The sequence below is a fragment of the Pedobacter glucosidilyticus genome, assembly GCF_002483235.1.
Taxonomy (GTDB): Bacteria; Bacteroidota; Bacteroidia; order Sphingobacteriales; family Sphingobacteriaceae; genus Pseudopedobacter; species Pseudopedobacter glucosidilyticum_B.
The window spans coordinates 134,329-153,558 of sequence record NZ_DLHN01000017.1 but is presented as its reverse complement, the minus strand read 5'-3'; the positions used below and the strand labels follow the sequence as shown (position 1 = coordinate 153,558).

The following is a 19,230-nucleotide window of genomic DNA, read 5'->3' as shown; positions in this document are numbered from 1 at the left end:
TCAAAAATAGAAAAATACAAGATATATCGGGTATGTGAGTATGTAAAATAAAAAAGACCTCTTCAAAAAGCTGGAGAGGTCTTCGTTTAAAGAGCGAATAAAGTTTTATTTTTTAATCAGCTTGATATGTTTTCCGTCTGATAATTTTATAAAATATATGCCAGAAGCCATACCAGAGCAGTTTATTTCCATAATCTCATTCTGTAAAATAAAGGTGTTAAGTTTTACACCTTGGTTGTTTAGCAGTACAGCTTTCGTATTTAGATAAGCTTTATCAACCACTAGCGTTGTTTGATTTTCTACAGGATTAGGATACAAGCTGATATTTTGCTTGTCATTTAAGCTTAAACGTACTGCTCTTACCGGGCTATAACTAAAGCTTGCATCATTATCTATCATTTTAAGTTGATAGTAAACCCACTCTGTCTGCTGAATTTGTTTTAAATCATCTCTGTAACTGTAAGTGTTATTGCCGCTACCAACAGCTTGTTTTTCTGCAATCTTAATAAAATCCGTACCGTTTATGCTGCGTTCTATTTCAAACTTTTGAGTGTTAATTTCAGAAGCTGTATTCCATGAAAGTAAGGTATGGTTATTTTCTTTTTCTGCATGAAAAGCTACCAAATCCAGAGGTAAGATTGTTGGGGCTGTATTTGCAAAGAAACCACTAAATCCGGTTACATTAAATGTAATTTCCCACCTGTTAGCATTAGCATTCCAGATAATTTTATCGTCATCCGGATCTATCAGTGTGGTAGTGCCAGTATAAGAATCCATTAAACCGGTACCATTATTACTGCTACCGCTTATTTTTACAATTCTGATATTTGCTTTCCCTTGGTTATCAGAAGGAGAAAGAGGAAAATCTGCTGTTTTAGCTGGGTGTGCGTTAAAATCAAGAAATTCTTGCTGACTAAAAAATAGGGTTACTGTGCCTGTACTTGTAGTGATGTTATTGGTTGGGGTTATTTCATAATGTCTGGCTAAATATGGTAAACTATTAAAGGTAGGTACGGTGCTTTCTTTCCACACCTTTGCAGTGGTTAAATTACCCGTAAGTGGCACAGCACCATTAACATCCAATTTTAATATAGCTTCATAATTAGGACTTAAAAATAAATAATCACTTATTCTACCTATGGCAGCGCTTGCTATACTTGCAACATTTGAAAGTGTTAAATTTACAGCCTTAAAAATATAGGTGCCTCCCATAAAATACTGCGCATTCACCCCATTTTGATCTAGTGATGATTGTGAAGCACCAACGGCAATATAATCGCCTTTAATTGCTACACTTGTTCCAAATCTGGCACTACCATTTCTGTCACCAGCTACCAGTTTTTGAGTTTGAACCCAAGTAGCACTATTATTTCTTTCAAAAACATAAGCAGCACCAGCTCCATCAGAAAAATTAGCACTTTCTCCCTCGTAGTCTCCTCCTTCTGCTCCTATAACTAATTTATTGCCTGATAAAGCTACTGAAGTGCCAAAATAGTCATAAGCTCTTCTATCGCTTGCAGTAATTTTTTGCTTATATATCCAGCTTTCTGCATTATTTTTCTCAAAAATATAAGCTGCACCAGCGTCAGATAATAAGTTTGCACCAGAAACATCTCTGAAAGCACTGCGTACACCTAAAACAGCATAATCTCCACTCAACGCTAAACTGCTTATCTCTGTAGATTCATTCACTGCTGTTACATTAATCGTTTGTTGTTTTGTCCAAACATCACTACCATTATTTTTAAAAATGTAGGCATTAACATAAGATGATATGAGGAGGTAGTCTCCGGAAACTGAAATTTTCTGACCAAAAGTTGCTGGTTGTTGTACAATAGCATCGGGTGAAAGTTTTTGAATTTGATTCCAGTTTCCGTTACCATCTTTTTTAAAGATATAAACGCCACCATGTTTTGGATTTCTTGTACTTAAAGCCGGATTAACATCTGTCCCAACAAAAGCATAATCTCCAGAAATAGCCACGCTGGTACCAAAATGATCTGAATTTACACCGTCTGATGCCAGTATACGCTGCTTAAATACCCAAGTCTCGGCAACTTTTTCAAAAATAACTGCTGCTCCTAATCCATCAGCAGTTTGTCCTGTGGTAGCATCAAAGTAAAACGGTTCTCCAACTATCGCAAAATTACCATCTATAGCTACGCTAGTACCAAATCCAGTGCTGGTACCCAAGTTTGGTCTATTTCTATCTATAATTTTTTGATTATCTGCTTCGCCCAAATCATCTAATGATGCAATATAGGCAGGTGATACACGAGGATCGCCAAATACCAATTGACGAAGGGGTTGTCCTAATGTACCGGTAATGACATCCGTTTGGGACAGTGCTACAGAGGAACCCAAAAATCTTTGCTCTGTTCTTTGGTTAACCGGTATATCAACCATTTTATTAATTTGTAAAAAAGACTGTGCTTGTAATGGCAAAACAAAGCCATAAAATATAATAAGGATGCTAAGTAATCGTTTTTTCATCTTAAGTATTTAAAGTTTAATAAATTCTACACGTCTGTTATTGGCCTTGGCTTGGGCGTTTAAGTTGGGTTCTGATGGTTCTGCTGCCCCTTTACCATCAGTTTGCATGCGGTTTGCTTCAATGTTATAAATGCTGCTGAGGGTGGTTTTTACTGCTTCTGCTCTTTTTTTAGATAATTCTAAATTTGCGGTTGCAGCGCCATCATTATCTGTATGACCAACAATTTTAATTTTTACCGTTGGGTTTTCTTGCAATACCGTGGCTATTTCTTTAAGTATTCCGCCAGATTCTGGTCTTATTTGTGCCGAGTTAACATCAAACAAAATACCTCTGGTAACTAATTTTCCATCGGTAATCAATTTATTTCTGGTGTCTGGCGCACCTATTGCTACTTTAAGATTGTTTAGAAATGCTGCACCCTCAAAAATATTGGTAGCAAATAAAACCGAATAATTGATATTAGGAATAAAAGCTCTAGGCAAATCCCAAACTTTACTTTCATTGATATAAACCCTTAATCTGCTTTTTTGTCGCCAAATAGAAATGCGATTTACTTTTGAGGATAAATAAGCGAATTTTGCATCATTGTTAAGGATATTTTGGCCATTATTATCTATAACAAATATATTGGATGTACCAGCATTACTTTGGTCTGGATGTATATCTAAAGATACCGATACTTTATCTGTAAAATACTGGTCAAAAGTTAGATTTCTATCTTGTAAAGCAGGAAAAATTACTTTTAATCCTGATTGCATAGCTGATAAATCATCAGATACGAGCATATCAAACTCAATAGTAAAGTTTTCTGGCAGGGCATTAATATATTCTGGAAAAAAAATCCCTTTTTGCCCAAATTTTAACCATTTGCCAGTTCCGGCAGTAACACTAACCAGCTCTCCGCTACTATTGGTATTCCATTTTGCAGGGAAATCTCCTATAGCATCTTCTTTGAAATCTTCAAAACCAATGATTTTCTCTCCAGAAATAAAATCAAATTTAGAGCTTGCAGAAAGTTTCATGGTACTTGCATTTGCGGCTGTTTCTGCTGTTTTCTGAACGCTGTTTTCTGTTGTAGCTGTACTTTTTTTGGTTGATTTTGGCTTTCCATCTATAGCCTCATCAATTTCCTGATCTACTTTTTGCTCCCCTTTACCAATAATTTTATCTATGGTTTGGTCTGTTGTGCGTTCTTTTGCTTCTGCTAGTTTTCTTTTAAGCTTATCTTTTAAAGACTCTTGTGCATGAGCAAATAAGTTGATGATGATAAAAGAACTAAGAATAAATAAGATTTTCATGGTTATGAAGGGCTTTAAGTCCAAAAAACATAATTATTCATCCAAATTAAATATGTTTGTATATTAGAAAACCTGTTAATGAGTATTTGCGTTAATATGCTATAGATTTAACCCACTTGAGTAAGAATTTAAATAATATCAGATGATTAAAGCAGTACTTTTGGATGATGAGCAACACGGATTAGACTCTTTAAGTACACAGCTTAAACAACTTGATAAACCCATTCAGGTGGTTGCGTCTTTTAATCATCCTATACAAGCATTACCTTTTATCAAAAGCCAAAAGTTTGATATTTTATTTTTAGATATTGATATGCCTGGTTTATCTGGTTTTGATGTTTTAGAGCAAATTGCAGAACCTCATTTTGATGTAATTTTTACCACTGCCTATAATCAATTTGCTATCAAGGCATTTCAATACAGTGCTATCAGTTATTTACTTAAACCTATTGATGAGGCTGAGCTTTTAAAAAGCATTCAATTGTGGGAGAAAAAGACCTCCAAAGCTATTGATACAGAGCAGTATAAACTATTTTTAAATCATTATCATAAATCTGATACACAATACTCAAAAATAGCATTGCCCACAGCCGATGGATTGGAGTTTATCAAAGCTTCAGAAATTGTGCGCTGCCAATCTGATAGTAATTACACCTATTTTTACCTCTCTAACCAAGAGAAAATTTTAATTTGCCGCACTTTAAAAGAGGTAGAAAGTTTATTGGCTTTTCATGGTTTTGTGCGTATACATCAATCTCATCTGATTAACCCGGCTTACCTAAGAAAATTTATCAGGCATGATGGTGGTTATGTAATGATGCAAGATGGTGAAGAAATAAGCGTTTCTAAAGCACATAAGGATAAAGTAATGGCTTTGTTTAATCAAATAGAGCGTAAATAATTAATCTTTGATGATTTTAATGACAACCAATGTGCCCTTTTCTACAGGGTTTAAATAGCTTTTATCTATGATTTCTAAATGTATTTGCTGTTGATAAAGCGCATTCCATTGTTGGAGGTAATTTTTAGTAATTTCTGTTGCTCTAGAAACATGATTTTTCTGTTGGTTTTGATGATACAAAATACCAATTCCATTATCTTCAATAGTTACACTTAAATCTTTTTCAGTTTCTTTAAATGATATTTTGATTTCCTTTACAATTGCTTGATGATTAAAAGCATGCTTAATAGCATTTTCTACAAAGGGTTGTACCAACATAGGGGGTAAAAATATAGTTTCAGCATCGTTTAATAAATCTTTAGTAATATTAAACTGTAAGGAGTCTCCAAACCTTAATTGCTCCATATTTAAATACATGTTTAAGTACTCCATTTTATCAGCTAAACTTACTTCCTTATGTATAGAGTTTTCCAGTGTGAGGCGTAAAAGTTTAGAGAATTTTAGTAAATAAGACGATGCCATTTCTGTTTGTTGTTGCATCACCAAATTTCTGATGGCGTTAAGGCAATTAAAAGTAAAATGAGGATTCATTTGTGTTTGCAGGGCCATCATTTGCACTTCCAGTACTTTTTTCTGAAATCTTAGTTTTTCCCTGCTTTCATCAATCATTTTTCCACCTAGCCCGAGAGAGAAAAAGCAAAGCTCTAAAAAAGTGCCTAGTTGGGTATAATTATTAGGAAATAATCCTCCAAAATTCCACTCAAATATTTGGTTTAAAGTACCTGCAATATTTCCCAGATAAAAGAATAAAATACCCCATAAAATGTATTTGTAAAATTTGATATGTCGGTTTTTAAAGAGTTTATAAATCACAAAACCATAATAAGGTATTACAGCAAATAAAATAATAGTGTTAAACTTATAAAGTGCATTTTGTAATGGTAAGTCAGAAAAGAAAAGGGTTAAAATATTAACAGCCATAAATACCATAAAAGTGTAATTAAGCAGTTTTAACCCATGATAAATTTTTCTTAGATGCTCTTTTAACGATAAAAATTGCATCAGAAAAAGATGATAAAAAATCAGATAACCATATACCAAAGTTTCTTTACTGTTGATGGCTATCTCTGGATATTGCCAAACAAACAAATTATAGTATTTGATAGGGAAATCGGCAATAATACTAAAAACCAGTACAAAAATGAGGTAGCAAGCGTAATATAGAAAATCCTTAACCTTATTTTCTAAAAATATCAAGGTGCTAAATAAAATCATGATAATTAAGCTCCCTAAAAACAATAAAGAGAAGTATAGGCTTACTTGAGTATTTTGTTCCTCTCCAGATTTTAAAGTTTGCCAGGCATCTGCAGATAAAAAAATAATTTTGCCATCAATTTCTTTTAAAGATTTATTATCAATACGTAAGTTATAGCTTAGAGAACTTTTAGGAGGTATTTCAAGCTTAAAAGTGTTTAAATCCGGATGCTCAACTCTATCACTTAGAGGTATTAAAGGGCCATTTTTAAAATTCCCTTTTTTGTTACTTAAAGTGATGCTATAATTCAGACCTGGCAAATTTCTAAAAACATCGATAGAATGGTATTTAGCTAAATTTGTGGTACCAATTCTTACATAAACTGATGTTTTGTAATCATTAAGATTGTGGATGGTAACAGTAGCAGAATCCTTTGCAAGCTTAAAGGCAACTGATTTTTTAAGGTAAAGCTGATGCGTATGGATAGCATATTGTGCATTGCTGGTCAATTGAAGCCCAATGCAAAAAAAGCTTAGGATAAAAAACCTGATGATCCAACAAGAAGACATGTTTTTACTGCTAATTTATCATCAATAATAATGAAATAACTTAGCTTATAAAAGCATGTTGAGCCGTATATTACTTCACCTCCTCATAATCTACAAAATCACCCGCATTGTCTAGCTTAGGTTCTTTTTTCTGAGGTGGGATATAATCTACCGTAATTTTTCCTTCTGGTTTTGTACTGTTTTGTTGTTGATATTGATATGCACCACCTTGTTGTTGCTGCATTTTTTCTTGCATTTTATGTATCGCTTTTTTGAACAAAAAAGGTAAGAAAATACGAGCTAATACCCTTAAAATATAAAGTACACAAATGGTTATAATGATAAATTTTAATAATCCGCCCATGATTGCAAATATAGTTTTTTATGTTTTATTAGACTTTTTTATAGGGGAAATGTTACTTTCCAAATTTCTCTTCCATCATTTTTTCTAAAGCAAACATTTCATCTCTTAACTTGGCTGCCAATAAGAAATCCATATCTTTTGCAGCAGCAAGCATATCTTTTTTAGTATTATCTAAAGATTTTTTAAGCTGTGCTTTAGTCATGTATTGTACTATTGGGTCGGCAGCTAAGGTAACTTCTGCATTGTCTACATAAGTTTGCTGTACGCCACCTTTAAAATCTACGACAGAGGTTTGCTCTATAATAGCTTCCTTAGATTTGCCAACGGTTTTAGGTACAATACCATGCTCCTCGTTATACTTAATTTGTTTTTCTCTTCTTCTTTCGGTTTCTTCTATGGTAATCCGCATAGAATCTGTAATCTTATCAGCATACATAATTACGCGGCCTCTATCATTACGAGCCGCCCTACCAATAGTTTGTATTAAAGAACGCTCTGAGCGTAAGAAACCTTCTTTATCGGCATCTAAAATAGCTACCAAAGAAACCTCAGGTAAATCTAAACCCTCTCTTAAAAGGTTAATCCCAATCAATACATCAAATTCGCCTAAACGTAAGCCACGTAAAATTTCTACACGTTCTAAAGTTTTTACTTCAGAGTGTATATAACGTACTTTGATGTTCAACCTATCCATGTATTTGGCAAGCTCCTCTGCCATTCTTTTCGTGAGGGTGGTTACCAAAACACGGTCGCCCAGTTTAATAGTTTTATCTATTTCGTCTAGTAAATCATCCACTTGGTTAATTACCGGTCTAACCTCAATCAGTGGGTCTAGCAAGCCCGTTGGCCTTATCACTTGCTCTATCACTACGCCTTCGGTTTTCTCCAGCTCATAATCTCCGGGTGTAGCACTTACATAAATGGTTTGCGGTGCTAGGTTCTCAAACTCATTAAAGTTTAAAGGCCTGTTATCTAAGGCAGCAGGTAATCTAAAACCGTATTCTACTAAAGATAATTTTCTGGAACGGTCGCCACCATACATAGCTCTTATCTGCGGTACGGTAACATGGCTTTCATCAATCACCATCAAATAATCATCGGGGAAATAATCTAACAAACAGAAAGGGCGCATACCCGGTATTCTACCATCAAAATAACGCGAGTAATTTTCTATACCAGAGCAGTAGCCCAACTCACGCATCATCTCCATATCGTAATTGGTACGCTCTTCTAAACGTTTAGCTTCCAGAAATCTGCCTTCGCCCTCAAATTGTTTTTTCCTACTTTCCATATCCTCCCCAATCTGGTGGAGTACACTGGTAAATCTGTCCCGAGGCGTAACAAATAAATTGGCTGGGAAAACCGCTACTTGGTCCATTTTTTCTAGGGTTTTACCCGATGCTGGGTCTATAGCTGATATTTCTTCAATATCATCACCAAAAAAAGAAATCCGATACGCTAAATCTAAATATGCTGGATAAATGTCTACCGTATCGCCTTTAACCCTAAAAGTACCACGCTTAAATTCTACGGTAGTTCTGGAATATAAAATCTCTACCAAACGATGCAGAAAAGCATTTCTGCTGATGCGGGTACCCACACCAAATCTAAAAACCGAGTTAGAGAAATCCTCGGGATTACCCATACCATAAATACAAGAAATAGAAGACACCACAATAACATCTCTTCTGCCAGACATTAAAGCTGATGTGGTTCTTAAACGTAGTTTTTCTATCTCCTCGTTTATCTGTAAATCTTTCTCTATATAAGTATTGGTAGTTGGTAAAAATGCTTCTGGTTGGTAATAATCGTAATAAGATACAAAATAGTTAACCGCATTATCAGGGAAAAATTGCTTAAACTCTCCGTATAGCTGTGCGGCTAAAGTTTTATTATGACTTAAGATTAAGGTTGGTTTTTGTGTTTGCTCTATTACATTGGCGATAGTAAAAGTTTTACCAGAACCGGTAACTCCAAGCAGGGTCTGATAATTTTCTCCGCTTTTAACGCCCTCAACCAATTGTTTTATAGCTGTTGGTTGGTCGCCGGTAGGTTTGTAATAAGATTCTATTTTAAAATTCATGTTTAACAAATATAAATCATTTCAACAGGCTTTAACCAAACAAAAAGGGATTTACCTTTTAAAAGATAAACCCCTTTGTTGAACCTTAAAACGAACATTTGAAGATGCTCATACTAAATACGTTAGAGACTAGCATTTAGTGTTGTTTGTAAGCTAGAATAAGTGCTTTTTTACTTTACTATGATGGAGGAATTTTAAGCTTTTAAAATGGATGTATACCTCCCGAAAATTAGAAATAAATATGCAGCACCTCAAAAAATTAAGAAGTGCTGCTGATATTTCTATAAAAGCGTATGTTCTTGATAAAGCGGACCCAAAGTTTCTCTTAGTTTTTTAAAAAATGGGTAACGTTGGTTATGTACATCAACGGCATGCTCATCTGGGTAAACCGTCAAACTATGATTGTTTAGCTGTTGGCCTATTTTAAAAACATCTTTATTTGGGTTTTCTGATGCAAAAGCAAGCATAGCACTACCTATAATTCCTAGCTCATCACCAGAAGGGATATTGATGGGTAGCCCCATGATATTGGCAAATATTTGTACCCAAGGCTTAATATGGCTTCCACCGCCACCCATACGTAACTCCTTAATTTGGAGGTTATTTTCTTTTAAAGCATCAAAAATATAGCGCATAGAGTATGCAACACCTTCTAAAACAGAGCGAGCCATATCTGTTTTATTATGATACTGGCGTAAACCAAAAAATACTCCAGACGCATAAGGGCCTGTTTTAGAGTCTCTTTCGCTGGTTAAATAAGGTAAACAAATTAAGGGCGATGTAGTACCTAAATGCAGCATAGCATCATCTTGTACATCAACATCAAATAAACTATTGCGTAACCAGTTAACAGGTAAAGCCGCATTGTTGAGCGCACCGCCATTTAAAAATAACTGCTTGTTTAAAGCATAGGGCTGTATTCTTTTGTTATCGGCTTGATCAAAAGCTGGTGTTTTACCGGCGATACGCAACATAGCAGATGTACCCACATTCATAATTCCTACACCATCCTGCAAAGCTCCAGAACCAATGGCTAAAGCTGCGCCATCATACACGCCTAACAACACTTTAACATTTTGCGTTAGTTCTAGTGCTGTTTTAATATCTTCTTGCAAAGATGCCAAATGTGTAGTCCCATCTTTAATTTGTGGAAATTGTTTTCCTGACAAGCCAATAGGCGCAAGCAGTTTTTCATCCCAATGTTCTTGATGAATATTGTAAACCTGACTTGCTGCTGCGGTGCTTAAATCTGTCGTAAATTCGCCGGTAAGCCATTGGAACAAGAACGACTTACTATCAGAAAAATAGGCGGCTTTTTTGAGTAGATCTTTCTCTTGTGTAGAGAAATAAAATAGCCTGGCTAGTACATACGGGCTTATCAGCGGGCAACCTGTTTGATGATAGATATCAAAATCTTTATAGCTTTCTAAAAAAGCATCAAATGTTTTTTGTGATCGGATGTCAGAAAGTAAGGTAATACCTGTAAGCGGCTTTTTTTGCTCGTCTAATAGCATTAAACCAAATTGGTATGTAGCACTTACGATATAACAAACCTGATTTTTATAATCACCAATTAGCAATTCTTTACATAAACTGAGGATAAGCTTTTTCAAATCCTCTGGGTTATGTTCTGCTTCGCCTGGTTTTTTGCTTTGTATGGGTACTGCTACAGAGCGTATATCAATAATTTCTCCGTTTTCATTTACCAGCCCTACTTTAAGATTTGTTGTACCTAAATCTATGGCTATTGCGAGGCCCATACTCTGCGTTTTGTTTGTAAAACTTCAGGGTTAGCCAATTCGCCAGCAACACCATTGTTTTGGAAAACAGCAACAGCGTCATCAACACATGTTTGGCCCATGCCATGTAAAGACTCCCAGCTATAACCACCCAAGTGTGGCGTAATAATGGTGTTTTCTAATTTTGCTAACCTGTGGTTTCCATCTATTGGCTCGCCTTCTACAACATCTGTAGCATAACAACCTAAAGTTCCGTTTTGTAGCGCTTCAAATAAAGCATCTTCATCTACCAATTCTCCGCGACAGGTATTTACCAAAACTGCATCTTTTTGCATGCTATCAAATTGTGCTTTGCCTAACATTCTTCTGGTCTCATCTGTTAGTGGGCAATGGAATAAAATAGCGTTTGAAGTTTTGATTAACTCGTCTAAAGAAACTTCTTTAGCACCAAATTCTGCAAATCTATCTTTAGCAATATAAGGGTCTGATGCAACTACATTTGCGCCAAAACCTTTAGCCAATATTTCTGAACTACGAGAGCCAATATTACCTAAACCAATAATACCAATGGTTTTTCCTTTAATCTCCATCCCTATCATTCCGGCTCTGGTACTCCAAGCGCTATCTCTTACCGCTCTGGAACCCGAAACTAATTTTCTTGACCCAGCCATTAATAAGGAAATGGCATATTCTGCTACTGCTTCTTTTTCTATGATACCTTTAACTCTGGAAACCATGATACCTAATTCGGTTGCAGCTTCTAAGTCTACGTTATCGCATCCAATACCATGACGCACCAATAAAACTAAGTTTTTACATTTTTCTAAAGTTGCTCTAGGGATTTTTGGTGTAACGCTGGCAATAATACCGTCAGCATCTTTTAAATGTTCTGCAAGGGCATCGCCATCAATGTCTGATGGTACTGTAATATGTTTAATATCGGCAAAAGCTTCTAAGGTGCTCATGTGGGCAGCAAAGTGTTTGCCAAAGGTGCTTGAGTTAAGAATTGCAATTAGTGGTTTTCTCATGTTATCTGGTTTGAATGAATGTTAAAATTGGAGCCCAAAATTAGCTATTTAATGATGTATTAAAAAGAAAATAATGAATTGTTTAAAATATTATTTATCCATCTCAAAGCAAGAAAACATAAAATTACGATTAAAGTAATGAGGGGCTTAGTGTAGTACTTGGTAAAATTATAAGACGGCTAAATTCATCTCAAATAGTTTGGCAATATGATTTTTGAGCTTGTCTTTTACTTCGTTTATATTTAATACTTTTCCTAACTCTCGCTGCATAGAGGTAACATCTTTATCGTCAATCCCGCAAGGAACAATATTTTTAAAGTAATCTAAGTTGGTGTTAACATTAAAAGCAAAACCATGCATGGTAACCCAACGGCTGCATCTTACGCCCATAGCACAAATTTTACGGGCTTTTTGGTTATCGGCGTCTAGCCAAACTCCGGTATAACCTTCGTACCGGCCTGCTTTGATACCATAATCAGCTAAAGTTAAAATCACAGCTTCTTCTAAAGTGCGGAGGTACAGGTGTATATCCGTAAAAAAATTATCCAAATCTAAAATAGGGTAACCTACAAGCTGACCAGGGCCGTGGTAGGTAATATCTCCACCTCGGTTAATTTTATGAAAACTAGCTTCTTTTTCTTTAAGTGCCTGTTCATCAAGTAACAAATTTTCTGCTTTACCACTTTTTCCTAAGGTATAAACATGTGGATGTTCTACAAAAATAAGGTAATTGGGTGTTTGTTGGGCCGTTTCCGGATGGTTTCTGTTGTTGGTTTTAATAGCAACAGTTTCCGCAAAAATAGCTTCTTGTTTATCCCAAGCTTGCTCATAAGTTAATAAGCCCCAATCCTGAAAAAATACTTCTTTATTCTTCATCTTCTTCGTAAACGTAACCCAACATATAATCTTCAAACTTGCGATAAGCAATGGTATAGCTTTTGGCTATGGGTTTCTTTTTAATACTACCTTTTAGTAAGCCTTTTGTTTGGTATGGAAACTCATCTAAATGAATATCATCTTTAAAAGAGGTTTCCTTTTTACCGTTGAGTTTGTAAAGGGCTTCTTTAGCGCACCAGCAAACATATAAATGCTCTATGGCATGTTGCTCATCAATAAAATTAAGCTCTTGTGGGCTCATAAATTTTTGCTGAACTCTGGTGATTTTTTCTTTGATAATCTCTATATCTATACCTACTCTTTTATCTTTACTAATCATAACCGCCGCATAATCATAAGAATGACTTAATGAAATATGATGTGGCATATTTAACAAAACGGGCTTACCATTTTTATCAGGTTGGCAATCTATATATTCCTCGGTGTTCAACATTTTTCTTAAAAGTACCCGGGTAGCCAACCAGTGCAGATTTCTTTTTTGAGTATTGAGACCCTTTAAAACCTCTTTTTCATGGTCTTTCAGTTGCAGTTGCTTTTCTAAAATAGCAGGTTCTTCTTCTATTTTCCAAAGCCCTATATAAGTATTGGGATGTATTTCTTCCAAAAAAGTGAGAGGCATCTATTTAATTTCTAATACGGTACAAAATTATTTTAAATAAATCATATTTTAGGCAAAGTAAAACCATAATCAATCATGATTCTTTCAGACCAACGTATCTTAGAAGAAATAGACAAAGGAACCATCATTATAGAGCCTTTTAAAAAGGAATGTTTAGGTACTAATTCTTATGATGTACACCTAGGAAAATATCTGGCTTGTTATACAGATAGGATACTAGATGCTAAAAAACATAACCAAATAGAGCACTTCGAAATTCCTAAAGAAGGCTACGTATTACAACCCAATACTTTGTATTTGGGAGTAACGTTAGAATATACAGAAACGCATCAACATGTACCTTTTTTGGAAGGAAAATCAAGTACGGGTAGATTGGGTATTGATATACATGCAACAGCAGGGAAAGGCGATGTTGGTTTCTGCAATACCTGGACATTGGAAATATCTGTAGCGCAGCCCGTTCGTATATATGCTGGTATGCCTATTGGCCAATTAATTTATTTTGTCGTAGAAGGTGATATACAAACCATGTACAATACCAAAGGCAATGCTAAATATAATCATAAAACCACCAAGCCTGTTGAAAGCATGATGTGGAAAAATAACTTTTAAATATGATAGATGGCGTTAGAACTAAACTTTCTTAACGCCATATTGTCTTACCTATAAAACAATTTTAAAATAAGCCTTAATGAAAAAGATTCATTACCTTTTTTTGCTACTTGCAGTTACCGTTTTTGTCGCTTTTGTTGCTCAGGATGATAAATTGAAACAAGTTTTAGATAATTTCAATAAGTTTCATACATCGCACACGCAAGAGAAAATTTATCTACATACAGATAAGCCCTATTATGCTACGGGAGATCAAATTTGGTTTAAAGCCTATGTTGTTGATGCGCAAACGATGCGCCCATCAGTACTAAGTAAAATCATGTATGTAGATTTAATCAATCAGAAAAATCAAGTAAAAAAAACACTTCGATTGCCTTTAACAGCTGGTTTTGGTTGGGGTAATATAGAACTTGCAGATTCTTTAAAAGAAGGAAATTACAGGCTAAGAGCCTATACCAATTGGATGCGCAATTTTGATGAATCTTTCTTTTATAACCAAACCTTTAACGTTGGCGATATTCGTTCTAGCCAGTTGATTATCCAAACCAATTACGAGTTTAGCAATGTCGATGGAAAAGAATTGGTAGTAGCAAAAGTCAATTTTAAAAATGTAGATGGCTTCCCTTATGCCAATCGAGAGGTAAATTATACCGTAGAACTTGATGGTAGGCAAACCGAAAAAGGTAAAGTAAATACAGATGACCAAGGAAATACAGTGATAAATATCACCAATAATAAACCAGAAGTTATAAAATCAGGTGTATTAAATGTAGCCTTAACCATTTCTGAAGGTACCATTGTAAATAAGCTTATCCCTATCAAAAGTACCAGCAACCAGGTAGATGTACAGTTTTTCCCGGAAGGCGGAGATATGGTTACCCAAGTAAGATCAAAAGTTGCTTTTAAAGCTGTTGGTACCGATGGATTAGGGAAATCCATTAGCGGTTATGTACAAGATAGCAATGGGAAAAAAATCGCAAATATTTTAACCCGACATGCGGGAATGGGTTATTTCTCCATTTATCCGGAAGCCAATTTAACTTATGAAGCGGTGGTTACTTTTGCTGATGGTACAGAGAAGAAGTTTCCACTCCCTGCAGTTAAACCCGAAGGGATTGTCTTAAGCACTGTAGACAAAGGGCAAGATTCTTTACTGTTGAGAGTGCAAGCCAATGATGCTTATGCCAACAGTCATTTAGGTAAAAACTTCACCGTTTTGGTTCAATCTTCTGGTAATGTCATTTATTCGGCAGTAGCTAAACTCTCAAAAAATGGTTTTGCCACATATCTTTCAAAAGCACAATTTCCTACTGGTATTATTCAATTAACACTTTTTAATGACCAAGCGCAGCCCCTATCAGAGCGTTTGATATTTCATGCTAACACAAAAGATTTTTTAAATATCGATATCAAACCAGATAAAGAAGTATATGCCAAAAGAGGTAAAGTTAACATTGCCGTTACAGCTAAAACTAATGACAATAACCCAATGGTGAGTTCCTTATCTATGTCGGTAATTGATGAAGGTAAAGTGCCGGTTAAGCCAGAAGAAGAGCATACTATTTTGTCAGAACTGCTGCTAAAATCAGATCTTAAGGGTTATGTAGAAAATCCAAATTATTATTTCCATGAGATAGATGATAAGAAAAAAGCTGATTTAGATGTGCTACTCATGACACAAGGATGGAGAAGATTCAACTGGCAAAATATCATCAATAACGCTTTCCCATCCTTAACTTTTAAACCCGAAAAAACTTTAAGTATATCAGGTACGGTAAGCAACAATAAAAAGCCTGTTGCTAATGGTAATGTAACGGTTTTTAGTTCTACAGGTGGGACATTTATTATTCAGGCAAAAACAGACGAAACAGGTAAATTTTTAGTAGATAGCCTGTTGTTTCCAGATAGCACCAAGTTTGTTGTACAAGCCAGAACCATAAAGGATAAAAAGTTTGTAGAGATTGTGATGGATGAGTTTGGTAAGCATCCCGTACAAAAGCCTTTCGAAAAATCAGAACTTAGTGCAAATATTAATGCTTCTATGTCTGCTTATATTAAAAATAGCAAAAGCCAGTACGAAGAATTATTAAAGAATGGTTTAATCACACGTTCTATTATGTTAGATGAAGTAAGTGTAGTAGAAAAACGAGAGAAACTTCAAAACTCTAGCAATTTAAATGGTGCTGGTAATGCCGATAGGGTAATTACAGCCGAAGAACTACAAAATGCGCCAAATCTAGAATTTGCTTTACAAGGAAAAGTAGCAGGTATGATGATTCAGAACGGGGAAATATATTTTATGAGAAATATGGGCGGGCCTCCCGCTCAGATTATCTTAGACGGTATTTTTGTAGAACCAGATTTCTTAAATACCATAGCCCCACAAGATGTAGAAAGCGTAGAAATCATGAAACCGGGTGCCATGACCGCTATTTATGGTGGTAGAGGTGGTTCTGGTGTTATTGTCATCAACACCAAAAGAGGTGGTGGTAATTATAGTTCTACCAATACCTATACACCAGGTTTAATCGCTTATCAACCTTTAGGTTTTACTACCATGAAACAATTTTATGTGCCAGCCTACGATAAGGCAGAAACTAAAAAAGATATGGCCGATTTAAGAAGTACCATTTACTGGAACCCTACCGTGATAACAGATACTACCGGAAATGCAAAAGTTAATTATTTTAATGCCGATGGCACCGGAACCTACCGCGTAGTTGTTGAAGGTTTAGATGTTTATGGGCGTTTAGGCAGAAAAGTTATCAGATATAAAGTAAATTAGGATATGAATACATTAAGTGTAACTGTAAGAGAGAAGGTAGCGATTATAGCATTAAACAGGGGTAAATCTAATGCTATGAATGCCGAGTTGATAAAAGAATTAAAAAGCCTTATCAAGAATATAGAACAAGACGAGCAAATTTTAGGCACTATATTAACAGGTAAAGAAGGCTTTTTTACTGCTGGTTTAGACTTAATAGAGCTTTATGACTATGATGAAAATCAAATCAAAAACTTTTGGGTTGATTTTCTGGATTTAGTAAAAACCTTAACCCTATTTAAAAAGCCTTTAGTAGCTGCTATCAGTGGGCATAGCCCAGCCGGTGGCTGTGTAATGGCACTCTGCTGCGATTATAGGGTTATGGCAGAAGGTAAATACATCATCGGTTTAAACGAAGTACCCGTAGGTATCATCGTACCGGATAGTATTTTCCATTTGTATGCTTTTTGGCTGGGGCAAGCAAAAGCCTATCAAAGCCTATTAGAAGGTAAACTCTTCTCTGTTGAGGAAGCCAAACAAATTGGCTTGCTAGATGCTACTTCAGATATCAGCAGCTTAATGAGCCATGCACAAAAGAAAATACAAAGCTACCTACAGTATGATGCTACCACTTGGCAACAATCAAAACTTAATTTGCGCAAAGAATTGATAGAAAAAGTATCAGCCGACCAAACTTCTACGCTAGATACTATGTTAAAACAATGGTGGGCACCATCAACAAGGTCAATCCTTAAAACAATTATAGAAAACCTCAAGGGAGGCAGTAAGTAGTGTCATTAGTATAGAGTCATTAGTCATTAGTGTGGAGTCATTAGTAAGTAGAAAGTATGAAGTATAAAGTAGAAAGACCCTAAATTTTACAAAAGCTCCAGACCAATAACACCAATGAACTAATCATACTAATGAACCAATGAACTAATAACACCAATGAACTAATCATACTAATGAACCAATCACACCAATGAACTAATGACTAATGAACTAACCAACTAACCACCTAAGCAACTAACCACCTAAGCAACTAACCACCTAACCAACTACTATTATGTACAACCAACCCATGTTAAGAGACAATGCCTTACAAGGAAAAACTTTCGTTGTAACAGGCGGCGGAACCGGTTTAGGAAAAGCCATGAGCACTTATTTATTAGAGTTAGGTGCGCAAGTGGTTATCACCTCCCGTAAATTAGAAGTACTGCAAAAAACAGCTCAAGAGCTGGAGGCTAAAACAGGAGGTAAAGTTTTACCCCTAGCTTGCGATGTAAGAAATGCAGAGCAAGTGGATGAAGTTTTAGCAGCAAGTTTGGCGGCCTTTGGTAAAGTAGATGGTTTATTAAACAATGCGGCAGGTAATTTTATATCGCCAACAGAGCGTTTATCTGCCAACGCATTCTCTACCATTATAGACATTGTTTTAAAGGGTACTGTAAACTGCACTTTGGCCTTTGGTAAGCACTGGATAAAAGAAAAACAGGCAGCCAGCATCCTCAATATTGTAACCACTTACGCTTTCACAGGTTCTGGTTATGTAGTTCCGTCGGCATGTGCTAAAGGCGGTGTTTTGGCCATGACCAAATCTTTAGCCGCAGAGTGGGGCCGCTACCAAATCAGATGTAATGCCATAGCACCTGGTCCGTTCCCAACAAAAGGCGCTTGGGAAAGGTTATTACCCGGAGACATGGCCCAAAAATTTGATTTTAAAAATCGTGTGCCTTTAAAAAGAGTTGGCGAACATCAGGAACTCGCAAACCTAGCAGCCTATTTACTATCAGATTTTTCAAACTACATCAACGGAGAAATCATTACCATAGATGGTGGCGAGTGGCTACAAGGTGCCGGCCAATTCAATGGCTTAGAAATGATAAGCCCCGAAATGTGGGACGCCCTAGAAGCTATGATTAGAAATACCAAAGGAAGCTAAATTAAGCTCCCATAATAAAATGAAATAAATTTTGTAAAGCCAGGTTCTTCGCTTTTATTTGCGGATAGTCTGGCTTTACGCTTATACTGCTTCAGGCCTTAGCCACAAGGCCGGTATCCGCTGCAATCCAGTTTATTTTTCAAAAACATTGCTAAAAACTTAAACACATAAAATGACAAACAGACAAAATTTTACTTCAGGCTCTCCTTGGGAAGATATTATTGGTTATTGCCGAGCGGTGAAAGTAGGTAATACCATAGAAATTGCCGGTACCACAGCCGCTAAAGACGAAAATGGTAACAGCCTAACCACCATGTACGACCAAACAAAGGCCATTTTAGATAAATTAACCAAAGTATTAGAAGATGCTGGCGCTTCTTTAGAAAATGTGGTACGTACCAGAATGTTCTTAACAGACATTAGCCAATGGGAAGAAGCCGCAAAAGCACATGGTCATTTTTTTAAAGATATCAAACCAGTTACCACCATGGTAGAAGTATCAAAATTGATAGACCCAGAAATTCTTATTGAAATAGAGGTTACCGCTATTTTGGGTTAAAATACAAAACCTATAAGGTTTTTAAAACCTTATAGGTTTACATTTTGTGTCAGGCTGAGGTATAATACATTTCATATAGATCAATATGAAATGACGTGTTTAGGTATTTCGATAGTCCTGCCCAAGC

At 35.7% G+C, this 19,230-nt stretch carries 15 protein-coding genes; 6 read left to right on the top strand and 9 right to left on the bottom strand.

What is annotated here, in order from left to right; all coding sequences use genetic code 11:
- Positions 1-105 precede the first annotated feature (105 nt).
- Both B2745_RS04335 and B2745_RS04330 read right to left on the bottom strand, forming a co-directional pair.
- Positions 106-2,493 (bottom strand): T9SS type A sorting domain-containing protein, encoded by a 2,388-nt coding sequence (locus tag B2745_RS04335; RefSeq protein ID WP_304064059.1) that lies wholly within the window; start codon positions 2,491-2,493, stop codon positions 106-108.
- A 9-nt stretch (positions 2,494-2,502) separates the two neighbouring features.
- Positions 2,503-3,792: an OmpA family protein gene (locus tag B2745_RS04330; RefSeq protein WP_304064058.1), complete on the bottom strand. Its 1,290-nt coding sequence runs from the start codon at positions 3,790-3,792 to the stop codon at positions 2,503-2,505.
- A 142-nt stretch (positions 3,793-3,934) separates the two neighbouring features.
- On the opposite strand from B2745_RS04330, the gene B2745_RS04325 reads away from it, so the two are divergent.
- Entirely contained in the window at positions 3,935-4,693 is a 759-nt protein-coding gene (locus tag B2745_RS04325; RefSeq protein WP_304064057.1) for a LytR/AlgR family response regulator transcription factor, read from the top strand.
- Here B2745_RS04325 and B2745_RS04320 read toward each other — a convergent pair whose 3' ends face one another.
- The 7 genes from B2745_RS04320 to B2745_RS04290 form a co-directional block, all read right to left on the bottom strand.
- Positions 4,694-6,517, bottom strand: a complete 1,824-nt coding sequence (locus B2745_RS04320) for a sensor histidine kinase (protein WP_304064056.1) — start codon at positions 6,515-6,517, stop codon at positions 4,694-4,696.
- Positions 6,518-6,587: 70 nt separating this feature from the next.
- Positions 6,588-6,860: a DUF4834 family protein gene (locus tag B2745_RS04315; RefSeq protein WP_304064055.1), complete on the bottom strand. Its 273-nt coding sequence runs from the start codon at positions 6,858-6,860 to the stop codon at positions 6,588-6,590.
- 52 nt (positions 6,861-6,912) lie between these two features.
- Positions 6,913-8,943 carry an excinuclease ABC subunit UvrB gene (uvrB, locus tag B2745_RS04310; RefSeq protein ID WP_304064054.1) on the bottom strand — a complete coding sequence of 677 codons (2,031 nt, stop codon included), beginning with the start codon at positions 8,941-8,943 and terminating at the stop codon, positions 6,913-6,915.
- A 281-nt stretch (positions 8,944-9,224) separates the two neighbouring features.
- Positions 9,225-10,703, bottom strand: coding sequence for a gluconokinase (locus B2745_RS04305; protein ID WP_304064053.1), 1,479 nt, complete (start codon positions 10,701-10,703; stop codon positions 9,225-9,227).
- On the bottom strand, positions 10,688-11,710 hold the full coding sequence (locus tag B2745_RS04300) for an NAD(P)-dependent oxidoreductase (protein WP_304064052.1): 1,023 nt from the start codon (positions 11,708-11,710) through the stop codon (positions 10,688-10,690). The genes B2745_RS04305 and B2745_RS04300 overlap by 16 nt, the downstream gene beginning before the upstream one ends.
- Before the next feature lie 168 nt (positions 11,711-11,878).
- On the bottom strand, positions 11,879-12,586 hold the full coding sequence (gene lipB / locus B2745_RS04295; protein ID WP_304064051.1) for a lipoyl(octanoyl) transferase LipB: 708 nt from the start codon (positions 12,584-12,586) through the stop codon (positions 11,879-11,881).
- Positions 12,576-13,226 (bottom strand): 4'-phosphopantetheinyl transferase family protein, encoded by a 651-nt coding sequence (locus B2745_RS04290; protein ID WP_304064050.1) that lies wholly within the window; start codon positions 13,224-13,226, stop codon positions 12,576-12,578. Before B2745_RS04290 ends, lipB begins: the two co-directional genes overlap by 11 nt.
- Before the next feature lie 75 nt (positions 13,227-13,301).
- Between B2745_RS04290 and dcd the strand changes: the two genes are divergently transcribed.
- The 5 genes from dcd (at position 13,302) to B2745_RS04265 (ending at position 19,103) form a co-directional block, all read left to right on the top strand.
- Positions 13,302-13,838, top strand: a complete 537-nt coding sequence (gene dcd, locus B2745_RS04285) for a dCTP deaminase (protein ID WP_304064049.1) — start codon at positions 13,302-13,304, stop codon at positions 13,836-13,838.
- Positions 13,839-13,917: 79 nt separating this feature from the next.
- Positions 13,918-16,623, top strand: a complete 2,706-nt coding sequence (locus B2745_RS04280; protein WP_304064048.1) for a TonB-dependent receptor plug domain-containing protein — start codon at positions 13,918-13,920, stop codon at positions 16,621-16,623.
- 3 nt (positions 16,624-16,626) lie between these two features.
- A complete protein-coding gene (locus B2745_RS04275; protein WP_304064047.1) occupies positions 16,627-17,394 on the top strand; it encodes an enoyl-CoA hydratase/isomerase family protein in 768 nt (255 codons plus the stop codon).
- Between the two features lie 274 nt (positions 17,395-17,668).
- The gene (locus B2745_RS04270) at positions 17,669-18,544 is read left to right on the top strand and encodes an SDR family oxidoreductase (RefSeq protein ID WP_304064046.1); all 876 of its coding nucleotides are present in this window, start codon (positions 17,669-17,671) and stop codon (positions 18,542-18,544) included.
- Between the two features lie 172 nt (positions 18,545-18,716).
- On the top strand, positions 18,717-19,103 hold the full coding sequence (locus B2745_RS04265; protein WP_304064045.1) for a RidA family protein: 387 nt from the start codon (positions 18,717-18,719) through the stop codon (positions 19,101-19,103).
- Positions 19,104-19,230: the final 127 nt, after the last annotated feature.

What these genes read in the sequence shown, in the direction of transcription:
- B2745_RS04335 (WP_304064059.1), bottom strand. Translation starts at nt 2,493, where the DNA reads ATGAAAAAACGATTACTTAGCATCCTTATTATATTTTATGGCTTTGTT.
- B2745_RS04330 (WP_304064058.1), bottom strand. Translation starts at nt 3,792, where the DNA reads ATGAAAATCTTATTTATTCTTAGTTCTTTTATCATCATCAACTTATTT.
- B2745_RS04325 (WP_304064057.1), top strand. Translation starts at nt 3,935, where the DNA reads ATGATTAAAGCAGTACTTTTGGATGATGAGCAACACGGATTAGACTCT.
- B2745_RS04320 (WP_304064056.1), bottom strand. Translation starts at nt 6,517, where the DNA reads ATGTCTTCTTGTTGGATCATCAGGTTTTTTATCCTAAGCTTTTTTTGC.
- B2745_RS04315 (WP_304064055.1), bottom strand. Translation starts at nt 6,860, where the DNA reads ATGGGCGGATTATTAAAATTTATCATTATAACCATTTGTGTACTTTAT.
- uvrB (WP_304064054.1), bottom strand. Translation starts at nt 8,943, where the DNA reads ATGAATTTTAAAATAGAATCTTATTACAAACCTACCGGCGACCAACCA.
- B2745_RS04305 (WP_304064053.1), bottom strand. Translation starts at nt 10,703, where the DNA reads ATGGGCCTCGCAATAGCCATAGATTTAGGTACAACAAATCTTAAAGTA.
- B2745_RS04300 (WP_304064052.1), bottom strand. Translation starts at nt 11,710, where the DNA reads ATGAGAAAACCACTAATTGCAATTCTTAACTCAAGCACCTTTGGCAAA.
- lipB (WP_304064051.1), bottom strand. Translation starts at nt 12,586, where the DNA reads ATGAAGAATAAAGAAGTATTTTTTCAGGATTGGGGCTTATTAACTTAT.
- B2745_RS04290 (WP_304064050.1), bottom strand. Translation starts at nt 13,226, where the DNA reads ATGCCTCTCACTTTTTTGGAAGAAATACATCCCAATACTTATATAGGG.
- dcd (WP_304064049.1), top strand. Translation starts at nt 13,302, where the DNA reads ATGATTCTTTCAGACCAACGTATCTTAGAAGAAATAGACAAAGGAACC.
- B2745_RS04280 (WP_304064048.1), top strand. Translation starts at nt 13,918, where the DNA reads ATGAAAAAGATTCATTACCTTTTTTTGCTACTTGCAGTTACCGTTTTT.
- B2745_RS04275 (WP_304064047.1), top strand. Translation starts at nt 16,627, where the DNA reads ATGAATACATTAAGTGTAACTGTAAGAGAGAAGGTAGCGATTATAGCA.
- B2745_RS04270 (WP_304064046.1), top strand. Translation starts at nt 17,669, where the DNA reads ATGTACAACCAACCCATGTTAAGAGACAATGCCTTACAAGGAAAAACT.
- B2745_RS04265 (WP_304064045.1), top strand. Translation starts at nt 18,717, where the DNA reads ATGACAAACAGACAAAATTTTACTTCAGGCTCTCCTTGGGAAGATATT.